The 16,243-nt window shown below is 39.5% G+C and carries 17 protein-coding genes; 12 read left to right on the plus strand and 5 right to left on the minus strand.

Annotated features, from left to right (window positions below):
* Positions 1–12 precede the first annotated feature (12 nt).
* The 6 genes from V7K56_RS04220 to V7K56_RS04245 all read left to right on the plus strand — a co-directional run bounded on the left by V7K56_RS04220 (position 13) and on the right by V7K56_RS04245 (position 6,904).
* Entirely contained in the window at positions 13–264 is a 252-nt protein-coding gene (locus V7K56_RS04220) for a hypothetical protein (RefSeq protein WP_334907894.1), read from the plus strand.
* A gap of 399 nt (positions 265–663) precedes the next feature.
* Complete coding sequence (locus V7K56_RS04225) at positions 664–1,251, plus strand: LemA family protein (RefSeq protein ID WP_334907896.1); 588 nt, start codon at positions 664–666, stop codon at positions 1,249–1,251.
* A 6-nt stretch (positions 1,252–1,257) separates the two neighbouring features.
* The gene (locus tag V7K56_RS04230) at positions 1,258–3,180 is read left to right on the plus strand and encodes a M48 family metallopeptidase (protein WP_334907898.1); all 1,923 of its coding nucleotides are present in this window, start codon (positions 1,258–1,260) and stop codon (positions 3,178–3,180) included.
* Between the two features lie 510 nt (positions 3,181–3,690).
* Positions 3,691–4,410 (plus strand): hypothetical protein, encoded by a 720-nt coding sequence (locus V7K56_RS04235; protein WP_334907900.1) that lies wholly within the window; start codon positions 3,691–3,693, stop codon positions 4,408–4,410.
* A gap of 249 nt (positions 4,411–4,659) precedes the next feature.
* Positions 4,660–5,427, plus strand: a complete 768-nt coding sequence (locus tag V7K56_RS04240) for a DUF1350 family protein (RefSeq protein ID WP_334907902.1) — start codon at positions 4,660–4,662, stop codon at positions 5,425–5,427.
* A gap of 340 nt (positions 5,428–5,767) precedes the next feature.
* Positions 5,768–6,904: a PP2C family protein-serine/threonine phosphatase gene (locus V7K56_RS04245; RefSeq protein WP_334907904.1), complete on the plus strand. Its 1,137-nt coding sequence runs from the start codon at positions 5,768–5,770 to the stop codon at positions 6,902–6,904.
* Here the strand turns inward: V7K56_RS04245 and V7K56_RS04250 are convergent, their stop codons facing one another.
* The 4 genes from V7K56_RS04250 to V7K56_RS04265 all read right to left on the minus strand — a co-directional run bounded on the left by V7K56_RS04250 (position 6,905) and on the right by V7K56_RS04265 (position 9,735).
* A complete protein-coding gene (locus tag V7K56_RS04250) occupies positions 6,905–7,231 on the minus strand; it encodes an STAS domain-containing protein (RefSeq protein ID WP_334907906.1) in 327 nt (108 codons plus the stop codon).
* Positions 7,232–8,100: 869 nt separating this feature from the next.
* Positions 8,101–8,766 (minus strand): nucleotide exchange factor GrpE, encoded by a 666-nt coding sequence (grpE, locus tag V7K56_RS04255; protein ID WP_334907908.1) that lies wholly within the window; start codon positions 8,764–8,766, stop codon positions 8,101–8,103.
* Positions 8,767–8,883: 117 nt separating this feature from the next.
* On the minus strand, positions 8,884–9,375 hold the full coding sequence (locus tag V7K56_RS04260) for a Dps family protein (protein ID WP_289799395.1): 492 nt from the start codon (positions 9,373–9,375) through the stop codon (positions 8,884–8,886).
* Positions 9,376–9,471: 96 nt separating this feature from the next.
* On the minus strand, positions 9,472–9,735 hold the full coding sequence (locus V7K56_RS04265) for a sulfiredoxin (protein WP_334839454.1): 264 nt from the start codon (positions 9,733–9,735) through the stop codon (positions 9,472–9,474).
* Positions 9,736–9,850: 115 nt separating this feature from the next.
* Here V7K56_RS04265 and V7K56_RS04270 point away from each other — a divergent pair, with 115 nt between their 5' ends.
* Positions 9,851–11,548: a SpoIID/LytB domain-containing protein gene (locus tag V7K56_RS04270; RefSeq protein ID WP_334907910.1), complete on the plus strand. Its 1,698-nt coding sequence runs from the start codon at positions 9,851–9,853 to the stop codon at positions 11,546–11,548.
* A gap of 237 nt (positions 11,549–11,785) precedes the next feature.
* Here the strand turns inward: V7K56_RS04270 and V7K56_RS04275 are convergent, their stop codons facing one another.
* Positions 11,786–12,085, minus strand: coding sequence for a ferredoxin (locus V7K56_RS04275; RefSeq protein WP_334907912.1), 300 nt, complete (start codon positions 12,083–12,085; stop codon positions 11,786–11,788).
* Between the two features lie 636 nt (positions 12,086–12,721).
* Between V7K56_RS04275 and V7K56_RS04280 the strand changes: the two genes are divergently transcribed.
* The 5 genes from V7K56_RS04280 (at position 12,722) to V7K56_RS04300 (ending at position 16,176) form a co-directional block, all read left to right on the plus strand.
* On the plus strand, positions 12,722–13,726 hold the full coding sequence (locus tag V7K56_RS04280) for a Gfo/Idh/MocA family protein (protein ID WP_334907914.1): 1,005 nt from the start codon (positions 12,722–12,724) through the stop codon (positions 13,724–13,726).
* A gap of 10 nt (positions 13,727–13,736) precedes the next feature.
* Positions 13,737–14,522 (plus strand): type I methionyl aminopeptidase, encoded by a 786-nt coding sequence (gene map, locus V7K56_RS04285; protein ID WP_334907916.1) that lies wholly within the window; start codon positions 13,737–13,739, stop codon positions 14,520–14,522.
* Positions 14,519–15,067 (plus strand): GNAT family N-acetyltransferase, encoded by a 549-nt coding sequence (locus V7K56_RS04290; protein WP_334907918.1) that lies wholly within the window; start codon positions 14,519–14,521, stop codon positions 15,065–15,067. The genes map and V7K56_RS04290 overlap by 4 nt, the downstream gene beginning before the upstream one ends.
* A gap of 146 nt (positions 15,068–15,213) precedes the next feature.
* Positions 15,214–15,843 (plus strand): restriction endonuclease subunit R, encoded by a 630-nt coding sequence (locus tag V7K56_RS04295; protein ID WP_334907920.1) that lies wholly within the window; start codon positions 15,214–15,216, stop codon positions 15,841–15,843.
* A 69-nt stretch (positions 15,844–15,912) separates the two neighbouring features.
* A complete protein-coding gene (locus V7K56_RS04300) occupies positions 15,913–16,176 on the plus strand; it encodes a Uma2 family endonuclease (protein ID WP_334907921.1) in 264 nt (87 codons plus the stop codon).
* The last annotated feature ends 67 nt before the right edge of the window (positions 16,177–16,243 follow it).

Consider the following 16,243-nt stretch of genomic DNA (forward strand, 5'->3'; position numbering starts at 1 on the left):
TATCTAAACAACATGACAGATATAACAGATTTATCAAAAATAATTGCTAGCAAAGGCGACAATCCGCTAGTTTTGTCACCTGTAAACTTGCAGTCACAAGAAGACTTAGAACTTGAGCGAAAACTGCGAGAACTCAAGTTTAAACAAGAACTAAGAAAAGATTGGATTTTATTTATTGTCAGGGATGTAGTAATTTTTCCTGCCGCTATCCTTTTTATTCTTGCTGTCAGTGGTTATTCCCTATTTATTCAGATTCATAGGTGAGATACAGCAGAATTCTAAATTAAAACACGCTTTATATCTAGCTAACAGACTTAGCTTGTCTACCTCACTAACTTTAAATCTGCTGTATCTGGCTACAATTTTTAATCTACCGCAGAGGTGCAGAGTACATAGAAAAAAGAGAGATGATAAAGTTCAGAAATAGTTTGGAATTGTTGTAAATTATTTTTCTTGTCTTTGAATTTCTTTCCCTCTGCGCTTCTACGGTTATTTAAAAAATCCTACATCAGTAAACTTGCGTAACTAGTTTTACAGACGACGAAGCCAACTTGCTATAAGTAGACTCATCTTTATATCCACACAAATTTTACTGGATATAAGGATTACCGTGATTGGTAAATCTGCAAAAAAGTAAGTATCTGATGGAAATAATCTAAAAATATGGGGCTTTTAATATTTTCTGTTGCTTTAGTTGCCGTTGTTGCTGTAATTATCATTAATGCCTACAACGATTTAGTTAAGTATCGCAACCGTTACAAAAATGCTTATTCTCAAATCGATGTTCAATTACAGCGCCGCTATGATTTAATTCCCAACTTGGTGGAAACTGCCAAAGGGTATATGAAACATGAGCGAGAAACCTTAGAAGCAGTTATTGCCGCCCGAAATTCTGCAATTAATGCTAGCAGTCGTGCCGCGCAAAATCCTGGAGATCCCCAAGCGATGCAACAGTTGGGCAATGCTGAAGGGGCACTGACGGGTGCGTTAAGTCGGTTGATGGTAATTTCAGAATCTTATCCAGAATTGAAAGCCGATCGCGCCATGACTCAGGTAATGGAAGAACTATCTTCCACCGAAAACCGGATTGCTTTTGCACGTCAGGCTTTTAATGACGCGGTGACACTTTACAACACCAAAAGCGAATCTTTCCCTAGCAACCTTGTGGCAAATACTTTTAACTTTACTGTTGCTCAATTGCTCCCAGAAGCTACTCCAGAAATAAGAAATGCTCCACGCGTGTCTTTTTAGGTGTCTATGAATTTCTTTGAACATCAGGATCGGGCACGCCAAAATACACAACAATTAATTGGGTTATTTTCCCTGTCGATCGCAGTTATGATTATGGCAATTTATATTGCCACTTTATTTCTGTTCCGCATGGCTCCTCGTGTTTGGTGGCATCCAGGAATATTTCTCTACGTAGCTGGGATTACAATAATTGCGATCGCAGTAGGAAGTTTGTATAAAATTGCCTATCTCCGGCAGGGCGGAAGCGTAATTGCTCAGGAGTTAGGAGGAAGACTCCTGCTACCAGAAATAGCCGATGAACAAGGGCGACAACTATTAAATATTGTCGAGGAAATGGCGATCGCTTCTGGGATTTCTGTTCCCCAAGTTTATCTCCTCGATAGAGAAACCAGCATTAATGCCTTTGCTGCCGGATTTTCGCCCAATGATGCTGTAATTGGAGTTACCCGTGGAACTTTGGAACACTTGAGCCGGGATGAGTTACAAGGAGTCATCGGCCACGAATTTAGTCATATTCTCAATGGAGATATGCGGCTAAATTTGCGTTTAGTGGGACTACTGCATGGGATTTTGTTCATTTATTTAACTGGAGAATTACTCTGGCGTCTTCGCGGTACTTCCCGCGAAGACAAGGGTTTGCCTTTGTGGGCTTTTGCCTTGGCACTGATGGCAATTGGCGGTATCGGATTATTCTGTGGACGCTTGATTAAAGCCGCAGTTTCTCGCCAACGCGAATTTCTCGCCGATGCTTCAGCTGTACAGTTCACTCGCAACCCCAACGGACTTACTGGAGTCTTTCAAAAACTCCAACAGATGGATTCACGGTTAATATCGCCAGGTGCAGAAGCCGCTAGCCACATGTTTTTTGGCAATGCCCTCAACCCCTCTTTCTGGGAAAATATGTTTTCTACTCACCCACCCTTAGCAGAACGTATCCGCCGGGTTGGGGGTTTGAACGTCCGCAATTTAGCAGCAATGCCATCTCGCAATCAGATGCGTTCCCCTTCTCAGGAATCCCTAACAATGGGCTTTGCTGGTGGTTCTAACACAACGCCAGAACAAGTTGTAAACCAAGTTGGAAGCGTTACACCAGAGCATTTTGCCCATGCTCAAGTGCTGTTATCGCAGTTACCAGAATCTTTGCGTTTAGGTGTGCGGGAGCAGCAAAGTGCAATGGCAATCGCTTTGGCGCTAGCGTTAGATACGGAAAATCTCCAATTTCAAGAACATCAAATTGCTTGGTTACGCGAGGTACAGCCTGCTGATTTGGTAGACAAAACCTTGAAACTAAGTAGCGAAATTAGTCAGTTAGATCCCAGAATTCGCTTACCACTTGTGGATTTGGCAGTACCCGTATTGCGCCAAAACTCTGCCAAAGAATGCCAAAGGCTATGCAAATGCGTCCACGGTTTAGTTGTAGCCACCGGAAGTTTATCACTGTGGCATTTTGTGTTGCAGTTAATACTGTGGCATCGTCTTCAACCTAGTATAAATCCCACATCTACTACAACCGTAGAATTCACCTCCATCGAACAGATTTGGCCAGATAGTCTATTAGTATTGTCCGTAATTGCCCGCGTTGGACACTCCCAACCCGATGCATCTACTGAAGACATCGCCTATGCTTTTCGTTCTGGAGTTTTTCGACTTCCCAAAGCCGGAGAGCAAGAAAAACCAGAAATACCATTAAGTTGTAATTTTACTGAACTAAAGAAAAGTATTGAGCGTCTGCGTTTTGCCACTCCCAAACTCAAACAGGCTATTGTTGATGCATGCGCCCACACAGTACTATTAGATAATAAAGTTACTCATTCAGAAGCAGATTTACTCAGAGCGATCGCCATGATGCTAGACTGTCCCATCCCCCCATTTTTAAACCTTCAGCCTAGTGTTTCAAAACAGAAACAACCTTCTCCAAGGCGAAGTTAATGTAACGAATGAGACACAATTATTTATAAATCAACAAATAAAGTCCGTTTTTGCGGACTTTTCCATTATTAAATGACTTTTTGCCAGAACGATAACCTATTGCCTTGCGATTCTATTTACAGACAATTAATTTGTTTTTTTATCCTAACTATTACATAGCAATCCGATTTGATTTGTGAGAATTGCAACCCGCAAATACCCGATTTCTTAAATAAGTCGGGGATTTGGTTTCTCACGAATAATTTAGGATTGCTATAGTATACAGCAGATTTAAGTTGGTGAGGTAGATAAGCTAAGTCTGTTACCCAGGTATAAAGCGTGTTTTACTCCTCAATTCTGAATTATGCTGTAAATAGTTATTTTGGTAAAAGAGTATCATATTGTACAAAACTTCTTGACATTGCCTATAAGTATTAACTTACCAGAAAAAGTTTAGACAAAATGCCAGCATTCTAGAAATTTGATTGCTATATTAGATTAAATAACTATTCTGGCAAGGGTTGAAAAGCTGTGCGGGATGATTTACAGGACTTAGAAATTAGTCAAGATGATCTGCAAAAGCTGACTAATTTACCTGTCAATGGGGAACTTTTAATCATTACAAATTCTCTGAAGAAATTAGCAAAAATATATATACAAAAGCTGAAAAGCTCTGAAGGAGCGACTGTAATTTTTCTGGGATTTTCTACATTTATTTTTGTCTACATTTTCTTTGATGTAATTATTAAAATGTTTGTTACATGGATAACAATCCCATCTTGGATATTATTAATTTTCTTAGGTCTTTGGGTTGGTGGTCTGACACAAACTATCTTATATTTAATCTGGAAAAGTAGAAGTAAAATTGTTAAAGCTAATATGACAAAATCTCTACAAATCCTCTTAAAGGAGGTTAATAGATATAATACTGTTATTAGAGTTATAGATATCAATGACCAAATAGAAGAAGCTGGTAATCTAGAAGTGACTATAAAGGAAAGAGAGGGTGTGCTCGAAGCACTTAAACTCACCAAAGCTGATTTAGTTCGCGCTTTGAAGACAGAAAGAATTTTAAGAGAGAATAAGAATTTTATCCTGAGTAATACAGAACTATTTGTCAACAATTTAGCAACTTTAACAGCTATGCAAGTAACAGAGGAGGCTACTGAGCATGGAAGGTTACTCAATGAAGCATTACAAATTGCATTAGATGTACAATACGAGATGAAAAGATTACAGACTCAACGTTAAGATAATTTGTAATTCGTAATTCATAATTAAGTTTTATAATGGTATTTAGAAAGCACTCCTGAATTCACTCAGAATTCAGTAAAAGTTAGAGAAAGCGTAGGTGCTGCCGAGAAGTCCATAGACACTACTGGGTGAGTTGGCTTCCAATCTACTAGTAGGATATTTTCAATAGCTTTTTCCATAATCCTTCCCACGGTTGCGATCTCCGGTCTAACATAAAGAATAATCGTAAAGCGATCGCTTATCCGCATGGACTGGAAAGAAATTAGAGGGAACTGGGTAATTATTCCCCGAAATCCCATAGGTATCGTTCATTTTTTAGGAGGTGCATTTGTCGCCACTGCACCGCACATTACTTATCGCTGGTTACTCGAACAACTGGCAAGTAAAGGCTATGTTGTAATTGCTACGCCTTTTGTCAATACACTGGATCATACTGCGATCGCCAATTCCGTGCTGTTAAACTTTGACCGCACCCTCGAACGATTGCATGATTCTAGGGCATTAGGCAAGCTTTACCTTCCCATCTATGGCGTTGGACATAGTATGGGCTGTAAACTCCACTTGCTGATTGGTAGTCTCTTTAAAGTAGAACGTGCAGGCAATATTTTAATATCCTTCAACAACTATGCTGCTAAAGAAGCTATCCCTTTAGTAGAGCAGTTCAATTCTACTTTGAAAATCGAATTTACCCCCTCGCCGTTGGAAACTAACAAACTTGTCCAAGAACGTTACAATATCCGACGCAATTTATTAATAAAATTTAGTAATGACACCATCGATCAATCGGTAGCTTTAACCAAAATCTTACAAGAACGTTTTGATGAGATGGTGACAGCGCAAACGTTACCAGGAAATCATACAACACCTTTAGGTCAAGATATAAAATGGCAAACGGGAACATCTTTTACCCCCTTTGACGCTTTAGGGCAATGGTTCAAACAAGAAGCATACCGCGACTTAAACCAGTTAAAAAGCAACATTCTTTTATGGCTAAATCCTTTGGGAGCGCCATAATATTTTATGACTGTTAAACAGTCGTAAATTCGATGAGTAAATAGAAATGAGTTATAGTGCTTCTCATTTGAGTCTAATAAAGACCAAACCCTCAACTATTTACACCTGTTACTACAACGGAATGTACTCTATCTTTTTAGGAGATAGGAGTGAAAGTCTATTGCATACATAAATGCGTAGCAGCTACTCTACGAGTTCTCCGTTGGCGCTAGCGTTTCCCCTTGGGAGAAGCAGTACCCGCAGGGTACGATAAGCGCTATAGCAGCATCTCTGTATTGATACATATTTTTATTTTCTATTTTGACAAAAAATTATTAATAAGTGTTTTCAACAAATTTATATGTTTCAAATACTAATAATTGATGACGACTATTCAATAAAAATACTCCTGAAGAGGATGTTGGAAAAACAAGGTTATGAAGTAGTTACTGCCAGTAACGGCGAGGAAGGAATAGAAAAAGCACTAGCTTATCGTCCAGCACTAATTATTTGTGATTGGATCATGCCGGGGTTAAATGGTTTGGAAGTTTGCCACCACATTAAGGCAGACCCCAAATTTTCTACCACATTTTTTATTTTATTAACATCCTTAGATTCCGTTGCCGATTGCGTCAAAGGTCTAGATGCAGGTGCTGACGATTTTATCTCTAAACCTATTGAACATAATGAATTACAAGCACGGGTAAGAGCAGGATTACGCCTGCATCAGTTGAGTAGAGATTTGCAGGCTCAAAAGTTGCTTCTAGAATCAGAAATGTCAGAAGCAGCAGAATATGTGCGATCCCTGCTACCTCTTTCTATGACTGAACCCTTCAATATAAATTTCCGATTCATTCCTTCACGACAACTTGGCGGTGACTGTTTTGATTACTATTGGCTCGATGATAACTATCTGGCAATTTACTTACTCGATACTGCCGGACATGGACTCAAAGCGACTCTTCCTTCTGTTTCAGTGCTGAATCTGCTGCGTTCTCGTGCGCTCAAAAGTCTTGATTACTATCAACCTAGTGATGTATTAAAGGCTTTAAATGACACTTTTCAGATGAATTATCAAAATGATAAATACTTTACGATTTGGTACGGAGTTTACAACCGAATCAACCGTCAGTTAATTTATGCTAGTGCAGGTCATCCACCAGCAGTTTTAGTAACAGGCACATCTCCAAGAAAGTCTGAAGTTAAACTATTGAAAACCCCTGGTATGCCAGTTGGCATGTTTCCAGAGGCAAAATATGTTGATGGGTTTTGCAATATCGAAAAATTCAGTACACTTTATATTTTTAGTGATGGCGCTTATGAAATAACTAAATCAGACGGCACACTTTGGAGTTTGGATGCTTTTATTCAGCTACTAGTTAGCTTACAAGATCCTGTTGATAGCCAACTCGATTGCGTACTTAGTTATTTAATAGCTCTGAACTCCAAAGATGCTTTTGATGATGATTTATCTATTTTGCAAATGAAGTTTGATTAATTACATATTAGAGACTAAAACCTGATTAAATGCATCTTGATTTGGAAAAATTTCAAATACTTTATCCATATTAGTCAGTTCAAATAATATCCTGACTTGTTCATTAATTGAGCAGAGAACAAGCTTAGTATCCGCTGCTCGCAAGGTTTTAAAAGCTAATACTAAAGCTCCTAAACCTGAACTATCCATAAATGTTACATCTTTAAAATCAACTAACACAATTTTTGCACCACTTTCTAAAATACCAGTGATTTTTTGTCGAAAGTCTTGTGAAGTTGTGGCGTTCAAATTACCACTGAGCTTAATAACTTTTACTTGTTCTCTCATAATTATGTTACTCTGACTTGTGTAAATAATTTTCTGATTTCGCTATTATAGAGCATTTAAAAATGCTTGTAAAATAAAATTTAAGATTAAATATTGAGTAATCATTGATAATTAATCAGGATAGATAAATATTAATTATAAAAATTTAAATTTATTTTTTGTAATTTTAAAAAATTATTAGCTTAATTCAGTATAGTTTTCCAACTAGAAATCAATCAATTATAAATAAACCAGCTAAGTAAGTTGGCATGATAAATAACTGGTATATTTAGTTTTGTAAAAATGTTAAAATGACCAATTTATAAACCGTTCGTTGAATTGATGTTTTATCATCTATGTTGATTTTTCAACGCCGACTAACTTGCATCTTATGGATTTAGATATATACTTACTTACATACAAGCTGAAGTTACTGCTTTTCAGATTATTTACCAAAGATTTTTGCAAAACTGAGATTCTCCAATAAATCTCATGAAAATAGCTGTTATTAAGCAATTCAAAATTTAACCAGTCTCAGCTATGCCCACACATAGCTAAACTGAGTCTAGCAATAGCTTTTCCTCCCTGAGTACTTAATGATAGTAACTAGGATCTACGTTTATTTATGTCCAATTACTTACATAATTGAAATAATTTACCTCTGGACTACCGCTCTAGAGGCAATAATTTAGGTTTCAACAGCACCAAGCAAGCTAGAACCGACACTAAGGCTTTAAAAGAATTTTCCTCAAGGCGATCGCTTCTGCTATCTTAGTATTCCCAATATCTGTCATTTCTCGATAGACAATACAAAAAGTAAAAAGTGATGAATTTGTAACTCCTAACTCCTGTACAGACAAAGGTTAATCGCGTCTGTACTCCTCATTCCCTCAAACAGGACTCACTTTGGCTTTGTAAAGCAGCTTTTCACCTTGAAGATAGCCAGTGTAGCGTACTTTGACTGTTTCTCCAGATTGTGCAGTTCCCTCCAGCAATTGGTGCAGTTGGGGATCGTAAGGTAATTCTGCTCCCACAGGTGCGATCGCTTCCACTCCCCACGCTTGTAAAAGCTTTTCTAGGGGTTTTTGCACCAACGGTACTATTTTGACTGCTGCTAGCTGGGGATTCTCCTGCGCTTTCTGTGCTGCTGTAGGCCATTGCAATAATAAAGACTCCAGCAGTTGCAAACTCGACTGCTGGAGTTCTTGTAGCAATAATTCTCGTTGTTGCTCTAATTGAAGCTGCGATCGCTGATACTCTTTTCTTAAATCTGTAATTTCTTGTAACAATTCTTGATTCGGCGCTGCTTTCTCTTGTAGTAACTCTACGTTTGAAAAAGTTGCGATTAATTTATTCAATGAAATCTGTAGCACTGGCGACAGCTTAAGCAGCACGTCTACCCGCATCTGCTCTAACTTTCCTTGGCGTAACCTCAAAAGTTGACGCTCTGAGACACCAGCAGCGCGACTTAGTGCTTTAAAACTAGAAATACCCACCTGTTGCATTAAATCTTGCAACTTTTGGGAATGGGGCATTGGGTATTGGGCATTGGGCATTGGTTGCTGGGTAATTGGGGACTGGGTATTGGGGATTGGGCATGGGTATTGGCGATTAAGTTTTTTCTCTATTCCCTATTCCCTATGCCCAATGCCCCATTCCCTATTCTCTTATTCCTATTCTTCCAGTAAACTTCTCAACATCCAAGCTGTCTTTTCGTGTACTTGCATCCGCTGAGTCAATAAATCGGCAGTAGGTTCGTCGTTAACTTCCTCTATCACAGGGAAAATAGATCGTGCAGTTCTGACTACGGCTTCTTGTCCTTCCACAAGTTCGCGAATCATCTCCACAGCTTTCGGAACTCCGGGAGTTTCTGGGATCGAACTCAGTTTGGCATATTCGCTGTAGGTTCCTGGTGCGGGATAGCCAAGTGCTCTAATTCTTTCGGCTATTAAATCAACTGCTAAGGCTAATTCTGTATACTGGGTCTCAAACATCAAATGCAATGTTTGAAACATCGGCCCCGTTACATTCCAATGAAAGTTATGAGTTTTCAGATACAGTGTATAAGTGTCAGCCAACAGGTGAGATAAACCATCGGCAATTTTAGCCCTACTCGCCTCGTCAATGCCGATATTTACATTTTTGACTGTTACTTTTGATGACATAATTTTCTCCTAATTAGGTTATATGTAATTGGGGATTGGGCATTGGGCATTGGGAATACTCTAATTCCCCACTCTCTATTCTCCATACCCCATTCTCTATGCCAAGTGCATCTTCAAAACGCTACGGGGTGCTTTACGGACTCTGGCTAAAACGGTTTCTTTGCCTAAACGCTGGCAAGCTTCATACCGATGACAACCAGAAAAGCCATAATATTGTCCATCTACTTCTAGGACATCAATAGGTTCTTGCTGCCCAATCTCCGCAATCGATTCCATTAAGGCTTGTACTTTTTTTGGATCGTTTGTACGCGGCAATGGCCGTTTTATCTGATTTAATGGAATTTCTTGGACTCTAACCATAAAGAGTTTATCCAACTAGTTCTGTTTTTTGTCTCTATATAAATCATAGTCATTATGACTTCGTTTTGCAACTAGTATTTAGAGCAAAATTGGTAATGGTATCATTGGAGCATTCATGCGACAAAAAAACCGCACTACAAAGCAATTGCAAAATCAGCTCCAACGACACATTAAGGGGCAGAAGACGCTTGAGTACTCGCTATCGCTTCCCTATCAGGTAGCCATGAAATTTTCGTTTTGGCGTTTTCCCCACACTGTGCTTACAATATTTTGTCTATTGGGACTGACTGCGGCATCAGGGCCTGAGAGCAACATTCAGGATATAGAACTGAAAATTGGGATTGTGCAGCGATTTGGCGATCAACCCACAGCCAAGCTGCAACTCGAACCCATAAAAGGCGATCGCTTAAAGCTAAAATTTCAAGCGGGTAATAAGCAGCAAATCCTGTTTACTAAGAATCCTGTAAAGCTGGAAACAGTCATGCAAGCTTTACCCCAGTCAGCAGTCGAAGAAGTAGTAGTTTTAGGCACATACCGCACTTTTGAAACTGCGGAAGACAGTGCTAATAAATGGCGTTCTCTGGGTATGGAAGTGGAAATAGCCCAGCCAGAACGCTGGCAGGTTTGGGCAAAACGAGATGTTTACAGCACTCCTTTACTGCGACGCTTGTTATTGCAGAACATCCAAGCTTCTACTAAAGATAAAGTATATCTTGATACTAAAATTTTAAAGCAAGTGCCGCGAGTGAGTTGGGTGGTGGATGGTAATCGCTATAGCCCGAATAATTTAGAAATCAGCACTGATAGAAATTTGATTCAGGTAAATAAAAGCGAAAAACCGGAGAATGCTCGTCTTTACGCCGGTCGAATGAATTTGCAGCCAAATGCTTATGGTACATACACTCTCGTTAACCAAGTACCTTTAGAAACTTATTTGCGTGGGGTTGTGCCTTACGAAATAGGTACGGATGCACCAAAAGCAGCGCTAGAAGCTCAGGCAATTCTTGCGCGGACTTATGCTTTGAGAAATTTACGTAGGTTTGCCGCCGATAATTATCAGTTGTGTGCTGATACTCACTGCCAAGTTTATTATGGGCTGAAGGGAGCAGCAGCCAAAACAGACCAAGCGATCGCCTCAACTAGGGGTAAAGTACTAACTTATAAAAATGAACTTGTAGACGCCCTGTATTCTTCTACCACTGGTGGCGTTACCGCTTCCTTTAGCGATGTCTGGAATGGGGACGATCGTCCCTATTTGCGCCCTGTACTGGATGCTCCGACTAATTTTTGGGACTTGTCTAAGCAGAGTTTAGCAGATGAAAAAAACTTCCAAAAATTTATTAACACGCAACAAGGATTTAATGAAAGCAAGTGGGATATGTTTCGTTGGCACAAGGAAACCCCTTTAAAGGATATTATCAAGGACTTGCAGAAATTTTTACAGGTGAAAAACAGTCCCCATGCCAAATTTAAGACAATTCAGGCTATGGCAGTAGTGGAGCGAAGCCAGAGTGGACGTATCCTTGAACTTGCAGTTAAAACCGATCGCAGCACTTTTATTCTCCACAAAGACGAAGTTCGCAGTGCTTTTGCAGCGCCGATAAGTACGCTTTTTTACATAGAACCCCTGAACAAAGGCAAACCCGAACTTTGGGGATATGCTTTTATTGGTGGTGGATTAGGACATGGAGTCGGCTTGAGTCAAACTGGCGCTCAAAATTTAGCAAAACTAGGTTGGTCAAGTCCAAAAATTCTCCAATTTTACTATCCTGGTACTCAGATTCAAATTCTCAAAAAAGAGACTAAGCTTTAAGCTAATTAGCATTCAAGTTGCATCTTGAGCTAACAGTCGGGAGTTAAGAAAAGGCAAAAAAATAAGCAGAAACACAACATTTACTGTGTTTCTGCTCAAGACAAAATTAGACCTTTTTTCAAAGTCGCTTTCACAGGTACGCACGGCATTACAAGAGTATAAATTCTAGATACCCTGCTTCTATTTTGTCAACATTAGTAACTCTTGCAAGAGGTTTATGGTTGAGTCGCTTAACTGTTAGTAAAGGTCTTCTTCTTTGTGAGTTTCGATTGTTAAATCAGAGGTTGGGTATGCGACACAAGTCAGTACATATCCTTTTTCTATTTGTTCATCATCTAAGAATGACTGGTCACTCTGATCGACAGTACCCTTGATGATTTTACCCGCACAGGTCGAGCAAGCACCAGCGCGGCAAGAATAAGGCAAGTCAAGACCGCTTTCTTCAGCAGCATCTAGAATATAGACATCATCATCAACGTCAATTGTTTGGTTCAGTCCTTCAGACTCGTTGATTAGTGTCACTTTATAAGTTGACATTGAGTAATCCTCTCTTTTGCAAACGGCAGTATAAGTTATCTTAAGGCAAAGGTCACGGCTGTTCTGTGGAATTAGCCGCTAGTTTAAATTTGCTTCAATTCTGATACTACGAGAAAAATTAAACGATGTACCTGGAAATTGAACCCGATTAGTAATGAAATTTAGTTACTTAATCCCGATAAGTTTTCTTTATAGATTTTCTACCCAATTCAGGTTACGATTAGAAAAAATTATATATACGAAAAATAAACATGAGTAAGGTTAATGTTACCTGTATTTTGTAGGAGTTACGTAGAAGAGGTTCGTAGGGCTGTTTCATTTTCTAATCTGATTAAATACGCCCGTTAGAAATGAAAGAAACATAACAGTACAGTAGAAATGTAATTTTTATTTTGCCAATTTTTTGCTCATTATATTGACAAATTTCTGACGTTATGGAATAAAAAGGGATTTTCTTTTGAAGTCTTTTTTTTGAGTTAAACGTAATTCTATCTAGCTTCAAATAAAGTCTGATTTATCCTTGAGGGGGTAAGAGGAATATTGTAGAGGTTGTAAAGTCTAGACTGGTGAACCCCATGAAAAGAGAATCTCACCCCTAGAAGCATGGGAAGATCAAAAACAGAACTAATCAGGATCATGTATAATTCAGAAGCAGCTTTGGAAAAAGCAAGAGTGCGTGTAGGTTTGGTAGGTACTGGGTATGCGGCAAAGTTTCGGGCTGAGGCATTGCTTCATGATGAGCGATCGCAGTTAATCGCAGTTGTTGGTCATACAAGAGAAAAAACCGAAACTTTTGCCAGAGAGTACCAGATTGAAGTCTTGAGTACTTGGCAAGAGCTAGTAGAGCGTGAAGATATAGACTTAGTAGCGATTTCCACTATTAATCGAGATCATGGGGCGATCGCTCGTGGAGCACTTGCTAATGGCAAACACGTAATTATAGAGTATCCCCTTTCGTTGGATGTAGTCGAAGCAGAGGAACTGATTGCTTTAGCCAAAGCACAAAAAAAACTCTTGCATGTGGAACATCTAGAACTTTTGGGTGGTTTGCATCAAGCTTTGAAGCAAAACTTAGCCAAAGTTGGTGAAGTGTTTTATGTTCGCTACAGCACCATCAATCCCCAAAATCCCGCACCTCGTAAATGGACTTATAACCACGAGTTGTTCGGCTTTCCTTTAATTGGTGCTTTGTCTCGGCTACATCGCTTCATCGATTTATTTGGTACAGTATTTACTGTTAACTGTCACCAGCGATATTGGGAAATAGAACCGGAATACTACCAAACCTGTTTATGCACTAGTCAACTCTGCTTTAACAGTGGACTTTTAGCCCAAATAGTCTATGGCAAAGGCGAAAGTATTTGGCAATCAGAACGCAAGTTTGAAGTTCACGGTGAAAAAGGTGGTTTAATTTTTGATGGCGACACCGGAATATTCGTCCAACCAGGGGAAACAACGCCTATAGAGGTTGGCCCTCGCCGAGGTTTATTCGCCAAAGACACAAGTATGGTGTTAGACCATCTTTTTCATGGGACTCCTTTGTACGTTACCCCAGAGGAGAGCTTGTATACCCTCAAGGTTGCTGATGCTGCACAAAGAGCTGCACAGACAGGGTTAACTATGTTTATGAAAGATATCTAGATAAAAGTTAATGAAAACCGAACTAATTGTTATTTTATCCCAACGAGAATTAGAAAAAATGCGTCAAGCTGGGCGTTTAGCAGCTAAACTCCTTCAGCATCTAGAACCGTTTGTAAAGCCAGGGGTTAGCACTCTCGAACTAAATGATGAAGCCGAACGTTGGACGCAAGCGCATGGAGCAAAAAGCGCACCCCTTGGCTATAAGGGTTATCCTAAGTCGATTTGTACTAGTGTAAATGAGGTCATCTGTCACGGCATTCCCAATGCCAAGCAAATTCTCAAGGATGGTGACATTATTAATATTGATGTAACGCCGATTGTTGAGGGTTATCATGGCGATACATCTAAGACATTCTTTGTCGGTACTCCTTCCCCAAAAACAAGAAAGCTGGTAGAGGTGACAGAGGAGTGTTTGCGCTTGGGTATTGCTGAAGTTAAACCTGGGGCACGCATTGGAGACATTGGTGCAGCCATTCAAGAGTATGCTGAAGGACAAGGCTTTTCTGTAGTGCGAGATTTTGTGGGACATGGTATCAGTAACATTTTCCACACTGCACCGGATGTTCCCCACTATGGCACACGCGGCAAGGGCAAGCGCCTCAGACCAGGGATGGTTTTTACCATTGAGCCAATGATTAACGAAGGTACTTACGAAGTCGAGGTTCTGGGCGATAAATGGACTGCGGTAACGCGCGATCGCAAGCTTTCTGCTCAATGTGAGCATACATTAGCTGTAACTGAAGATGGGGTTGAAATCCTTACCCTACCTGAAGGCGAGAATTACTGGGCTGTATGACAACATATTATGAAAAAATTCCTTTCGTTTGGGAGGAACCAAAACCAGTAATCCCAGTTCCTCAAAGATTGATATTTCGTTCGCTCAACGATGTCAGTATGGAAGATTTCACTGCTGCGGTCAGCTGTGCTATGAGTTACTCATTAGACCGAAGCGATCAAAAGGTAGTTAGAGAATTGGGAGCAGATAAAGCAGCCTCAGAATTCATCGTACAAGCAAGCAAAGATTTCGATTATGAACCACAATGGTGGCAACTTGGCTATAACAGTATGGGTGAACTAGTGGGATTTATCCAACCAGTACTATATCGTGGGTGTCGCAAAGATAATCTAGAAGAAGGCACAATTTACTATATTGGTGTTGTACCCAAACAGCGAGGGAAGCGTTACATTTACGACCTCCTGTGCCAAGCTACCTACCTTCTTCAAAAAATTGGTGTTTGGCGTGTATTTTGTGACACAGACATTCTGAACACACCCATGATTAGAACATTCCAAGATGTCGGTTATCACCAGTTTAGTTCACCTTGGCAATGCCCTTTATAAGGACTATCTAATAGACATTTAACTTGGACTTTTGTCGAATAGATTATGCTTAAAAAAGCTGGTCTTGCTAAATAGGAAGTAAGACCAATAGCTTGATGAAAATCTGTCCCAAATATTAAGTAGATTTTTTACTACTTGATTAACTTATGACTCAAACTCTTGCTGCGGAAAACGTCACACTTGAGCAACTAATATTGCTCTATGGATTAGAGTTAGTTGATTCGGAAGAATTCTTTCGAGAGTGGCAAGATGACCTACCAGAACTGACAAGCTTAGAAAAGCAGCTATTGGATCAAATAAAGGTAGGTTACATAAATTTACGAAACTATCCGCCTTTATTAGAAAATACAGTTAATACGATTGTTTTATCGCCATTGCTATTCATTGGCAAGTTTTATTTACCTCCTTTTCACCTCAAATTAGAGAAATCTATTGAGATTGAAACACCAAACAAGCAAACTATCATCAAAGGACGAATTGACTTTTTACTTCTAAATCAAAAATTCTGGGTAACAGTTATTGAGTCAAAACAGGTTGCTTATTCGGTAGAAGCAGGACTTGACCAAATTCTGGCATATATGCTGGCTGCTCCCCAGTCACAAGATGTAGTATTTGGCATGATTACTTCTGGTGGCAGTTTTATGTTCATTAAACTGCTCAAAGGTTATCCTCCTCGCTATGCCACTTCTAATATTTTTGATGTCCGTAATCGTGGTAATGAGTTATATAATGTACTCCAGATTTTGAAGCATATTAGTCAATTAACTTTTGCCTGATCAAAGGTAGTTAAAATAATTAAGAGCAGTATTGCTGCTCTAGTTCTAAACCTGGAAGGACAAATCTCGATGCTCTCAGCCACTATTAATACAAGTAATCTTAGCTCTGAGGCATTAGTTGCTGGCTATGTGGATGATGGACGCTACGAGTTAATCGACGGAGAACTAATCGACTTGGAACCCACTGGACTTCATGAACAGGTAGCTGGGTTAATTAATCGTAAGCTCAACGTAGCAATTGATCTGCTCAACTTGCCTTGGTTTATTCCCATGAAATGCCTGATTAAACCATTAGATCAAAATTCAGCTTTTAGACCTGATGTTGTAAATTGAAGTTATCAAGGATAACAGTTTAGGGGAACAGAACGCCTCATATCCCAAACATTTACAGACCGGAATT

Origin of the sequence: Nostoc sp., assembly GCF_036917535.1 — a bacterium.
GTDB lineage: Bacteria > Cyanobacteriota > Cyanobacteriia > Cyanobacteriales > Nostocaceae > Nostoc.